Here is a 12203-nt window from a genome sequence, read left to right as displayed (position 1 = left end):
AACAGGAGATAGCCCCGCATGTCCTCTATCACTCCACAGTCCAATGGCGCTGTAACGCTCATCGCCCGCATCTTTCTTTCGATCCTCTTCATTTTTGCCGGCTACGGCAAGCTGACCGCCATCTCGGGCACTGCAGGTTACTTCGCTGGTCTCGGCCTTCCGGTTCCAACCGTTACGGCTGTCATTGTCGGTCTGGTGGAATTTGTCGGCGGCCTCGCAATTCTCGTCGGCTTTCAGACCCGCATCGCGGCAGCCATTGTCGGTCTGTTCACCATCGGCGCGACGCTTGTTGCCCACATGGACTTCTCGCAAGGCATGAACGCCATGATGGCGCAGAAAAACCTCGCAATTGCGGGTGGTCTCTTTATCCTCGCCCTGCATGGTGCAGGTTCGCTTTCGATTGACGCCAAGCGCGGCTGATCAGAAATCAGCAACACAACATAAAGAAACCGCGCTATTCAGATGGCGCGGTTTTTTAATTTCCAGCGTCTTGCTGCCAATGGTTAAAAAGGAGGATTCTCCTCGAATTGAGGTAAGTCATCCAGAATGTCATACCATGGAGCTTTCGAGCCGACGAAAATATGAGCAGACGGCTTCAGCTTTGGCTCCTCAGCCAACACACCATAATTGACGTGAACATATTCGCCCCCGCGAACGATGGAATATAGAAAAGAACCACAAGAAGCGCATCGCACATCGTGATCGATCTCGTTGCCGACAAGCATGAGCGACGATTTACTATTTGTCTCTTCGAGTGCGTGGGTTTTTATTCCACCGAAAGCCTTGAATGCACTGCCAGTGGCACGACGACATAATGAGCAATGGCAGTTCAGGGCATATTCGAATTCATCCGTCACTGTGAAACGGACTGCTTCGCAGGTACAACGTCCAATCAATTTCCGCACACTATTCATCTGAACTGTTCCGAGTTCCAATTGTGAAATGGCAACTCGCAACATAAAAGACAAACTTGAAGTTATCTACCCGCCCAGTCCTTTACGAATACGGGTCGCAACTTCTGTGACACGTGCATTCTCGCGACTGCGGCGCGCTGAAACAAGGCAAGCCTGCGAGCGCAGAATAACGCCGTCTTCCAGAACCTTTAGGCGGTTAGCCCGCAGTGTTGAACCCGTCGATGTAATATCGACGATCATGTCTGCAGAACCTGCAGCCGGAGCGCCTTCAGTAGCCCCCAAGCTTTCAACGATGCGGTAAACCTGAATGCCATGCTTCTGCGAAAAGAATTGCTGTGTCAGTCGCCAGTATTTGGTGGCGATGCGCAGACGGCGACCATGACGCTGGCGGAAATCAGCCGCCACATCGTCCAAGTCAGCCATGCTGGTCACATCACGCCAGACTTCCGGAACTGCCACCACAACGTCAGCATGACCGAACCCCAGTTCCGCTTCGATGGCCACGCGTTCTTCCGAATGCGCCAATGTTTCGCGAACAAGATCTTCGCCTGTAACGCCCAGATCAACACTGCCGTATCCCAGTTCACGGGCGATTTCGGAAGCCGAAAGGAACAGAATGTCGAGATCAGTTTCGCCCTCAACACGAGCCCGGTAATTACGCGAGTCATCCGGCAGGATCACTTTGTAACCTGCCTTGTCTAGTACTGCGAGCGTCTGTTCCTTCAAGCGCCCTTTGGACGGCAATGCCAGAGTCACACTCATTTTTTCTCTCCCGCCAGCATTTGCAGTCGGTCGAGCCAGATGGAAAAGCCGACGCCGGGAATGTTTTCCGAAGCGCCAAGCATGGTCAGAAGCCGGTCATAGCGACCGCCGCCAGCGAGAACGCCTTCCTTTTCAACACCCGGAGCCCGGATTTCATAAACGAGACCGGTATAGTAATCGAGCGGACGCCCGAAGGAGGCATCGTAGATAATATCTTTTGTGGCGATGCCCGCATTCACAATAGCTTCACTGCGCGCCTCAAACTTCTGCAAGACTGCAGCAAGATCAAGGGCGTGTTCCGAAGCAAATGCCCGCAAGGTAACGGCTGCGGAATCAAGCGAGACGCGCGTTTCAAGAAACTGTTTCAGAAGATCAAGCGCGGATGCAGGAAAGCGCGTAACCGCAAGATCTTCCTTCTCGATCAACCGGCGTGCAATCTCGGCCGGCGAACGTCCTGCACTGGGCGAAATGCCAGCTTCGAGCATTTCCGCTTCCAGCATGCGTGCAAGCCCGGATTCATCGCCCTCTGCCACCAGCCCGGCAAGCGTTTCCGGCAACGGATCACGCCGTTGTGCGCCAGTCAGTTCAGCAAGTACCTGTTCCATGGAATTCGCATCGCCGAAAGAACGCAGAAGCTTCTTGCGCCAACCTTGTGGCAGGCCCAGCGCCTTCAGCATACCCGCAAAAACCGACTGGTCTCCCAGAACAATCTCAAGCTCTGCTTCAGGAGCCGCCGCGCGAACACAGGAAAGCGCATCAGCAATCGAGCGCGCATCCGATGCGGCTTCGTCGGAAGCACCCAAGTCTTCGATACCGGCCTGAAGGAATTCAGCCGCACCGTCACGATGCTGACGGAACACTTCGCCCAGATAGGCATAGCGCTTCGGCGTGGCAGCATTCAGGGCGATGTGGTTGCGGCAGACGGGAATGGTAAATTCCGGCCGCAAGCACAAACTATCGCCGTTCTCGTTTTCAGTGAGAAAAATACGACGGCGTAAATCCTCGCCCGCCATATCCAGAAATGGATCAGCCGGCTGAATCAGCGGAATTTCGACAAGTTCGGCTTCGCGCGCACCAAGCGTCGCACGAAGAGAATTGAAAACACCAGACGAGCTCGATCCAGCCATGGTTTCCGTCACTTCGACTGTTCTGCGCGATCTCGCGCCTGGCTGGCAAGGATTTCACGGACGGCATCGATGAGGCCATTTTCCTTGGCCGTGATCTGAGCCGGGCGGCTTTCGCGCCAGGTTACATTGTCCTCGATCTCCGCAGAAAGGCGCTTGCCCTCGACCAGATCCTTGATCTGCACCTCACCGGCCTCACGCTCCTGCGAGCCCTGAATGATGACGCAAGGCGCTTCACGACGATCAGCATATTTCATCTGCGCCTTCATGCCGGACCCGCCGACATACATTTCAGCGCGAATACCGGCCTGGCGCAGGTCGGAGACCATCTTCTGATAACGGCCAAGGCTTTCTGTATCCCTGTCCATAACCAGAACCACTACCGGGCCGACAACATCGGAAACATCAAGTTTGCCGAGGTTCTTCAAAGCCGTCATCAAGCGCGAAACACCAATAGAAATGCCCGTCGCTGGTACTGGCTCGCCGCGGAAGCGTGACACGAGACCATCATACCGGCCACCACCGCCCACAGAACCAAACACGACCTTCTGACCGTCTTCATTGGTAACGTCGAATTGCAGTTCCGCTTCGAAAACCGGCCCCGTATAATATTCAAGACCACGCACAACGGACGGGTCAATCTTCACACGACCATCGTAGCCACCCGCCGAGAACAGCACCTGCATGTCGGCAAGTTCGGTTACACCTTCCTCACCCTTGGCGTTGCCAGCCACAACTGCACGGAGATTGGCGATCGTTTCGACGCCTGTCGCCCCGCCCGCCGCAGTGAAAGCCAAAACTTTCTCGATTGCATCATCAGTAAGTTCAGCGCCCTTGGTGAAATCGCCGCTTTCATCAAGACGGCCCTTGCCGAGCAGAAGGCGAACGCCTTCAGGTCCAAACTTGTCGAGCTTGTCGATGGCACGCAGTACATTGAGGCGCTTGACAGCATTGCCCTCACCTTCAAGATCGATAGCATCCAACACACCGTCAAGAACCTTGCGGTTATTGACGCGGATCGCATAATCGCCACGACTGATGCCTAGGCGCTCCATCGTGTCGGCCATCATCATGCACATTTCGGCATCGGCCGAGACATTCGGCGCACCGACCGTGTCAGCGTCGAACTGCATGAATTGACGGAAACGACCCGGTCCCGGCTTTTCATTGCGGAACACCCAACCATTACGATAACTGCGATAAGGCTTTGGCAACGACTCGTAGTTTTCAGCGACGTAACGTGCCAGCGGCGCAGTCAGATCGTAGCGCAGCGACAGCCATTGTTCATCGTCGTCCTGAAACGAGAACACGCCTTCGTTCGGGCGGTCCTGATCCGGCAGAAACTTGCCGAGTGCATCCGTATATTCCACGAGCGGAGTTTCCACCGGCTCGAAGCCATATAGGTCGTAAACTTCACGGATTGTCGCCATCATCTTTTCAGCGGCGCGCAAATCATCCGGCACCCGATCGACAAACCCGCGCGGCAACCGCGCCTTCATCTTGTCCGCTTTATCGGCCATTTTTCCTGCCTGATCGCTGATTTATACACACATGCCGATTGGAACCGGCATCAATTCTGTTGCCGGTTTCCTAACCGATCAAGTCCGTTGCGGCAAGTGCAGGAAGCGTGTTCAGCGTGTCGCAATGGCGACGGCCGCGCCTGCCATCATGCCAGCGCTGGTTCTGTTAGCGATCCGCATCATGCGAGGACTGCGCAGAAACCGTCTTGCCTGCGCGGCAAGCACCACCCACGCCGTATCAACTGCAGCGAGAACAGTAAACATGACCACCAGCAATTCAGCCCAACCAACCAGCGAAACATGGGTGATATCAACCACCGTCGGCAGAATGGCGAGGTAGAAAACCATGATTTTCGGATTACCAAGTGTAATCGCCAGCGCGCTAAGGAAGAGCTTCCCAGCCTCACCCTGACGCGGAATGGCATTTTCATCCGCAACTTCATCTACCGGTGCGATCCACATCTTCCACGAAAGATAGATCAGATAGGCTACGCCCACATATTTGAGGATGAGAAACGCAGTGTGAAATGTGTTGGCCAGCGCAGCCAGTCCCCAGACTGCGAGTGAAAGCCAGATAGCATCACCAAGCCACAGACCGAACATGAATGGAAAGACGCCCTTGTGGCCGCGGCTGATGACGCGTGCCACCAGCGCGCCGACATTCGGCCCCGGCGTACCCGCCGCCACAACCAGAATACCGGCAAATGCCAACAACGACACCAAATCCATGATCGTCTCCCATACTCAAAGATGGATGTTTCTCGCAGAAATGATGCGGCTTAGCAATCGTTGCTCTAGCTGGGTCGTTTGAAACTCTGTCGCAATTTTTCAATGTGTGTCCGACAGTGACAACCTTCGATGTGGTCGTTCACCAGCCCCATTGCTTGCATGAAAGCATATACAGTCGTTGGACCAACGAATGACCAGCCGCGCTTCTTCAAATCTTTGGAGATGCGAATTGATGTTTCAGTCTTCGGATTGGCAACAAGAGTTGGATAGTCCACCACGGTAGGGCGATCTTTTACGCCCGGTTCGAATGACCAGAAATAGGCCGCAAGTGAACCCTTTTCGGCAACCAGCTCAATTGCGCGCTTGGCGTTGTTGATCGTGGATTCGATCTTGCCGCGATGGCGCACGATACCCTTATCGGCCAGCAGGCGCGCCACATCTTCTTGATTGTACTGCGCAACACGATGGAAATCGAAGCCATCGAAAGCGGCCCGAAAGTTCTCACGCTTGCGCAAGATCGTGAGCCACGACAGGCCTGACTGGAAACCCTCAAGGCAGATTTTTTCGAAAAGCCGGAAATCGTCAGAGACAGGAACACCCCATTCCTTGTCATGATAAGCAAGATAATCGGGTAACTCGCCCGGCCAGAAGCAACGCGTCATTCCATCGGCGCCAACGATCAGACCGGTTTTTGCCTCAGCGACATCGCTCATTGTTCCGCCTCTCAAGTTTCATCCATAATTAATTATGTCGCGCAACCTGACACTAACCACAACTTTAATTGGAAGGGCCGTCAGGCAAAACACGCGACCAAAATTTACCTTTACGATTCCATTCCGGCACACAATCCCCACACGAGCATGAGGGTCGCTCTCCTGACAGCAGATGTCAGGAGCTGCAACGGGCAACTGCGTCACAAAGATTTTCAGGCGCAAAGATACGGATCTGAATTATGAAACCACGGCATCTTCTTTTAATTGGGTCGCTTGCGGCGATTGCCGTTTCCATCGTCAGCACGGGCATGGCCTTTGCCAATGACCGCTATGCAACACTGCCGCCGGTACGTGTGAGTCCTGATCTTTCCGCGCCATGGGTAGCTCAATTGCATGGACAGCCTGCCCGCATAAAGGCCGTACCGCAATCTTTGCAGCCAGCGCCACGTGTTGCCGCCAGACAGAAGCAGAAAGTCAAATCCAGCTATCGTCAGGTTTCGTATCAACGCCCGGCTGCGAATCCGGCAACCACAGTACGAAAGCACCAGATCGATCCCGCTTACCTGCCGCAGACGGTTTCCTATTCCGGCAACGAAAAACCGGGCACAATCGTCATCGATACAGGCAAGCGCTTCCTTTATCTCGTTCAATCCGGCGGTAAAGCGATGCGATATGGCGTCGGCGTCGGGAAACAAGGTTTCAGCTGGAAGGGTTCGCAGCGCATCAGCCGCAAGGCTGAATGGCCAACCTGGACACCGCCGAAGGAAATGATCGCCCGCGAGCGCAAGAAGGGGCGTATCCTCCCGGCGCGTATGGAAGGGGGGATAAATAACCCGCTTGGCGCGCGCGCGCTTTATCTCGGTTCAACACTCTATCGTATCCACGGGACTAACCAGCCTTGGACTATCGGCAAGGCAATGTCGTCCGGCTGCATTCGCATGCGCAATGAAGACGTCACCGATCTTTATGAACGTGTCCCGGTCGGCGCAAAGGTGGTTGTCCGCTAATCGAACCATCTTTTTTCTGCCATTTACAACCGCCTTCTCTCGGAGGCGGTCGTATTGTTTTCATAAATCTGAAAAGATCAAAATTTCTGCACAGAAAGAATGATTGCAGACTTGGAAACATGATTGAAAGGGCTTTTCCTTTTCCCCCGAACACCCATATGCTGACAGTGGCAAAGTCCAAAGAGATATGAAAATGGCTGCCAAATGGCAGTTCGTGCTGGAGAAAGAACCGGCATGCAGGTCAATAGCATTCATGCGCATCAAAGGATCCACCTTTGCGCTGAATGCTTCGGAGGGAAAGGATAAATCATGACCGTACCGACGGTTAAACTGAACGACGGCAATCACATTCCGCAGCTCGGTTACGGTGTCTGGCAAGTAGGTAATGACGAAGCAGTGGCCGCTGTCAGCGAAGCGTTGAAAGCAGGATATCGTCACATCGACACCGCTGCCATTTACGGCAATGAAGAAGGCGTCGGCAAGGCGATCAAGAGTTCCGGAATCGAGCGCGGCGACATTTACCTCACCACGAAACTGTGGAACGGTGAACAAGGCTATGAATCGACGCTGAAAGCATTCGACGCCAGCTTGAAAAAGCTTGGCACGGATTATGTGGATCTCTATCTCATCCACTGGCCGATGCCATCGAAAGATCTTTTCATGGAAACATGGCGCGCTTTTCTCAAATTGAAAGAAGAGGGTCGAGCCAAATCCATTGGTGTATCCAACTTCCGTACAGCCGATCTCGAACGCATCATCACGGAAAGCGGCGTAACGCCGGTTCTCAATCAGATTGAGCTGCACCCACAGTTCCAGCAGGACGAGTTGCGTCTGTTCCACAGCAAACACGACATCGCGACGGAAGCGTGGAGCCCACTTGGTCAGGGTAAAATTCTGGAGGATGCCACGCTGAAGGCCATCGCGGAAAAGCATGGCAAGTCGGTCGCACAAATCATCCTGCGCTGGCACATCGAAACGGGCAATATCGTCATTCCCAAGTCCGTTACGCCCGCCCGTATCAAAGAAAATTTCGATATTTTCGATTTCCGTCTCAACGGAACCGATCACGATGCGATTACGAAACTGGACAAGGCAGACGGCCGGATCGGCCCGAATCCGAGTACCTTTTCGGCTGGCTGAGCAGACATCGAAGACAAAACCGGGCAATTGCCCGGTTTTTTTATGCAGCTATTTGTGACAATCCCTGAGGCTTCGGCCCACCATAGGCCCAGTCGATCAGTTCCACCGTGTGCACGATGGGTAGCTTGCTGCCGGTGGCGATCTGGGTCATGCAGCCGATATTACCGGTAGCGATCAGATCGGCGCCTGTCGCCTCAATGTTCTTTACCTTGCGGTCACGCAGCTTGGCGGCAATCTCCGGCTGCATGATGTTATAGGTGCCAGCCGATCCGCAGCACAGATGCCCTTCCAGCGGTTCCTTCACCGTGAAGCCCGCTTTTGACAGCAGGTCTTTCGGCTGCCGCACAATTTTCTGCCCGTGCTGCATCGAGCAGGCCGAGTGATAGGCGACTGTCAGCGTCTGCGGCGCATCGGGTTCCGGCAGATCGATGCCGGTGAGATATTCGGTGATGTCCTTGGCCAACGCTGATACGTGTGCTGCCTTGTCCTTGTAGAATGGATCGAGACGCAGCATGTAGCCGTAGTCTTTGATGGTCGTGCCGCAGCCCGATGCAGTGACAATAATGGCATCAAGACCACCCGCTTCGATCTCACGCGTCCAGACATCGACATTGTGCCGTGCCTGTTCAAGCGCCTGCTCCTCGCGGCCCATATGATGGACCAGCGAACCGCAGCAGCCTTCGCCCTTCGGTGTCACCACTTCGATGCCGAAGCGGTTCAAAAGCCGCAAGGTGGCGGCATTTATGCCCGGATTGAGCACTGGCTGCGCGCAGCCATTGAGGATCGCCACGCGACCACGCTTCTCACCTTTGGCAGCACTAACTGTTTCGATATTGGCAGCCGCTGGCAGACTTTGCGGCGCTAGGTCGAGCATGGCCGCCATCGGTCGTAGGGATTGGCTTTTGCGCAGGAGCGGCGCAAACGGCTTTCCAAGTTTTGCCAGTTTTAGCGCAGCGCGGAAACGGCCCGGATAGGGCAGCACCTGTGCCAAAACCCCACGCAGGAAGCGGTTCATAAATGGGCGCTTATAGGTTTTTTCGATATGCGCCCGTGCATGATCGACCAAATGCATATAGTTGACCCCGGAAGGACATGTCGTCATGCAGGAAAGGCAGGACAGGCAACGGTCAACATGGCGAACGATTTCCTCATCCGCCGGGCGACCGTTTTCCAGCATATCCTTGATGAGGTAGATGCGGCCACGCGGGCTGTCGAGTTCGTTGCCGAGCGTCACATAGGTCGGGCATGTTGCGGTACAGAAGCCGCAGTGCACGCATTTACGCAGAATTTTCTCGGCTTCGCTGACACCAGGATCGCGTAACTGATCGGGGCTGAAATGGGTCTGCATGGCTTCAAGCTCCAGCCTGACGGGGATGCATACGCCCCGGATTGAGGATATTTTCGGGATCGAATTGTTGCTTCAACCGCTGAGAAAGCGCTGCAAGTGCTGCCGGTTGCGGCTCGAACACTGCATTGCTTGCGCGAATATGTTCCGATGCGCGCACGAGCGTCGCATGGCCACCGCCATATTTGGTAATCAGCTTGCGCAAAGTTTGCGCTTCCGGGTCCGCTTCCATCCGCATCCAGATCAGCCCACCCTGCCAGTCGTAATAGGCATCGACGCCCGCATGACGGCGGAACTCGTCCACCATCTGCCAGCCTTGCATCGGCGTCATCGAAACGCGCCAGACAGCGCGATTGTCGCCTGCATTGGCATAAGGCAGGACATCGCGCACTTCACGCCAGAGCTGCTGCGATTGCCCCCCGTTCAACACTTCCACCGTGCCGGATTGGCGGAGCAGCGCCTGCAATTGCCGACTACGGTGCTCGACCGAAGGTGCAAAGCCTTCGAGCCGTAGAACGGTCGCCGCATCCCAGCCGAGCTTACCGTCAAGGAAGCGATTGGCAACAGTCGGCGGCAGATGCGCGGCGGAAGCGACTTCCTCTCGCGATCCCATAGCCATGGCCATGACGCGCGCCGCCTGTTCGTCGGTCAGACCGCGCACGGCAAGCGTTGCCGCCGTTTCCGGCTTCGGCAGAACCTTGAACGTCACCTCGGTGGCAACGCCCAGTGTGCCCCAGGAATTAGCCATGCCTTTGGACAAATCATAGCCGGTCACGTTCTTGACCACGCGACCACCAGATTTGAACAATTCGCCACGCCCGGACACGACGCGCACCCCAAGCACATGATCGCGGGCAGCACCTGCCTTGAGACGGCGCGGACCGGACAGATTGGCGGCAAGCGCGCCACCAATCGTGCCGCGCCCACCCTCGCCCGACAGCAACGGGCCGTAATCCATCGGCTCGAAGTGAAAGCACTGATTGTTGTCGGCCAGAAGCTTTTCGATCTCGACCATCGGCGTTCCGGCCTTTGCCGAGAGCACCAGTTCGTCCGGCTCATACAAGGTCACGCCCGTAAGCCGCGACACGTCGAGCACGCGACCGGCATCAACCCTGCGTCCGATGCCACGCTTGGAGCCATGGCCGATAATTTCCAGCGGCGTGGAACTGGCCAGTGCATCCTGCACGGCATCCAGAACACCAGCCTCATCTTGCGGCTTTAGAATATTTGCATCGCTCATGATCAAACCACAACTCAGAATCGGGGAATATCCGGGAAGGCCAGCTCGCCACGATGCACATGCATACGACCAAGCTCGGCGCAGCGGCGTAATTGCGGAAAAACCTTACCGGGGTTAAGAAGGTGCTTGGCATCGAAAGCACATTTGACACGCATCTGCTGGTCAAGATCGATGTCGTTGAACATTTCCGGCATCAGATCGCGCTTTTCAATTCCGACGCCGTGTTCGCCGGTGAGAACACCGCCGACCTTCACGCAAAGGCGCAAAATGTCCGCGCCAAAATCTTCCGCAGCTTCCAGTTCGCCAGGAATATTCGCATCATAGAGGATAAGCGGATGCAGGTTGCCGTCGCCCGCGTGGAACACATTGGCCACCCGCAATCCGTATTTCTCGGAAAGTTCGCGCATCCCGGACAGAACACGCGGCAGCTCTTTGCGCGGAATGGTGCCATCCATGCACAGATAGTCCGGCGAGATGCGTCCCACTGCCGGGAATGCCGCCTTCCGGCCTGCCCAGAAAGCCAGACGCTGTTCTTCCGATTGCGACAGAATGCAGGTTGTGGAACCGTTTGTAAGCGCCAGTGCTTCGACCCGACCTATCAGATAGTCCACTTCGACGGGCGGCCCATCCAGTTCGACGATCAGCAGCGCTTCAACATCGAGCGGATAACCGACCCGCACGAAATCTTCGGCGGCCTTGATGGCTGGCCTGTCCATCATCTCCATGCCGCCTGGTATGATACCTGCGCCGATGATGTCAGCGACACACTGACCGGCTTGCTCGCTGGAGGGAAAGCCGACCATGACTGCACGCGCCGTTTCCGGTTTTTGCAGGATACGGACCGTAATCTCTGTCACGACACCGAGCAGTCCTTCTGAGCCGGTCATCAGACCGAGAAGATCGTAGCCCTCACTGTCGAGATGCTTACCGCCAAGCCGGATAACTTCTCCGGTGATAAGCACCATTTCGATGCCGAGCACATTATTGGCGGTCAGACCGTATTTAAGGCAATGCACACCACCCGCATTTTCCGCGACGTTGCCACCGATGGAACAGGCAATCTGTGACGAGGGATCAGGCGCATAATAAAACCCCTCGTGTTCAACAGCCTTGGTAATGCCGAGATTGGTCACGCCTGGCTGCACCACAGCGACGCGGTTCGGATAATCGATTTCAAGAATGCGATTGAAGCGCGACATGCCAAGCAAAACCGCATCCTGCAGCGGCATGGAACCGCCGGACAGTGATGTACCCGCTCCCCGTGGCACGACACGAACGTTGTTATCGTGACAATAGCGCAGAACCTGCGAAACCTGATCAACCGTTTCTGGCAGCACAACGACCAACGGCAACGAACGGTGCGCGGTCAGGCCATCGCTCTCGAACACGCGCATCGCATTGATAGCATCCACAACGCCTTCGCCCGGCACGATGTCGCGCAAGTCTGCAACGATCTGCTCGCGCCGCTGCATGACGAACGCGTCCGGCTCCGGCATGATGAGTCCGCTCATATTCTCCTCCACCACTTATGTGGTCAAAGTGCACTCCGCACCATTCTCGTCAAGTGGTAAATCATTTTTACCACTTTAGTCAGCGGCTAAACAGTTTTCACACTGCGGCATAATTGCTTGCCTAGTTTCCTAGCGCTCGGCTAGATGCTTTAAACCCAAAGCTTTAGCAAAGCACGGCAATGAGTGGGATAGCAGAAC

12 protein-coding genes are annotated in these 12203 nt (G+C 55.4%); 3 read left to right on the top strand and 9 right to left on the bottom strand.

The genetic code is table 11. The annotated features are described in order from the left end of the window. The first annotated feature begins 18 nt into the window (after window positions 1–18). Entirely contained in the window at window positions 19–420 is a 402-nt protein-coding gene (locus tag AC1RHM_RS09750) for a DoxX family protein (protein WP_151612757.1), read from the top strand. 83 nt (window positions 421–503) lie between these two features. Here AC1RHM_RS09750 and AC1RHM_RS09745 read toward each other — a convergent pair whose 3' ends face one another. The 6 genes from AC1RHM_RS09745 to AC1RHM_RS09720 all read right to left on the bottom strand — a co-directional run bounded on the left by AC1RHM_RS09745 (window position 504) and on the right by AC1RHM_RS09720 (window position 5762). Beyond that, window positions 504–857, bottom strand: coding sequence for a GFA family protein (locus tag AC1RHM_RS09745; protein ID WP_308669810.1), 354 nt, complete (start codon window positions 855–857; stop codon window positions 504–506). A gap of 123 nt (window positions 858–980) precedes the next feature. After that, entirely contained in the window at window positions 981–1676 is a 696-nt protein-coding gene (gene hisG / locus AC1RHM_RS09740; RefSeq protein ID WP_010660984.1) for an ATP phosphoribosyltransferase, read from the bottom strand. Next, window positions 1673–2803 carry an ATP phosphoribosyltransferase regulatory subunit gene (locus AC1RHM_RS09735; RefSeq protein ID WP_010660983.1) on the bottom strand — a complete coding sequence of 377 codons (1131 nt, stop codon included), beginning with the start codon at window positions 2801–2803 and terminating at the stop codon, window positions 1673–1675. Before AC1RHM_RS09735 ends, hisG begins: the two co-directional genes overlap by 4 nt. Before the next feature lie 8 nt (window positions 2804–2811). Continuing rightward, the gene (hisS, locus tag AC1RHM_RS09730; protein ID WP_010660982.1) at window positions 2812–4320 is read right to left on the bottom strand and encodes a histidine--tRNA ligase; all 1509 of its coding nucleotides are present in this window, start codon (window positions 4318–4320) and stop codon (window positions 2812–2814) included. Window positions 4321–4431: 111 nt separating this feature from the next. Continuing rightward, a complete protein-coding gene (locus AC1RHM_RS09725) occupies window positions 4432–5049 on the bottom strand; it encodes a LysE family translocator (protein WP_010660981.1) in 618 nt (205 codons plus the stop codon). A gap of 65 nt (window positions 5050–5114) precedes the next feature. Next, complete coding sequence (locus AC1RHM_RS09720; protein ID WP_010660980.1) at window positions 5115–5762, bottom strand: DNA-3-methyladenine glycosylase I; 648 nt, start codon at window positions 5760–5762, stop codon at window positions 5115–5117. 239 nt (window positions 5763–6001) lie between these two features. Here AC1RHM_RS09720 and AC1RHM_RS09715 point away from each other — a divergent pair, with 239 nt between their 5' ends. Both AC1RHM_RS09715 and AC1RHM_RS09710 read left to right on the top strand, forming a co-directional pair. Further along, complete coding sequence (locus AC1RHM_RS09715; protein WP_010660979.1) at window positions 6002–6769, top strand: L,D-transpeptidase; 768 nt, start codon at window positions 6002–6004, stop codon at window positions 6767–6769. A 309-nt stretch (window positions 6770–7078) separates the two neighbouring features. Beyond that, entirely contained in the window at window positions 7079–7909 is an 831-nt protein-coding gene (locus tag AC1RHM_RS09710; protein WP_010660978.1) for an aldo/keto reductase, read from the top strand. Window positions 7910–7949: 40 nt separating this feature from the next. Here AC1RHM_RS09710 and glcF read toward each other — a convergent pair whose 3' ends face one another. The 3 genes from glcF to AC1RHM_RS09695 are packed head-to-tail and all read right to left on the bottom strand — an operon-like array spanning window position 7950 to window position 12005. Beyond that, window positions 7950–9257 carry a glycolate oxidase subunit GlcF gene (gene glcF / locus AC1RHM_RS09705; RefSeq protein WP_010660977.1) on the bottom strand — a complete coding sequence of 436 codons (1308 nt, stop codon included), beginning with the start codon at window positions 9255–9257 and terminating at the stop codon, window positions 7950–7952. Between the two features lie 4 nt (window positions 9258–9261). Further along, on the bottom strand, window positions 9262–10494 hold the full coding sequence (gene glcE, locus AC1RHM_RS09700) for a glycolate oxidase subunit GlcE (RefSeq protein WP_010660976.1): 1233 nt from the start codon (window positions 10492–10494) through the stop codon (window positions 9262–9264). 14 nt (window positions 10495–10508) lie between these two features. Further along, a complete protein-coding gene (locus AC1RHM_RS09695; protein WP_010660975.1) occupies window positions 10509–12005 on the bottom strand; it encodes an FAD-linked oxidase C-terminal domain-containing protein in 1497 nt (498 codons plus the stop codon). Window positions 12006–12203: the final 198 nt, after the last annotated feature.

The organism is Brucella sp. GW823-FHT04E01, assembly GCF_058796175.1.
The sequence above is the reverse complement of the archived record's forward strand: the minus strand, read 5'-3'. Positions and strand labels throughout refer to the sequence as shown.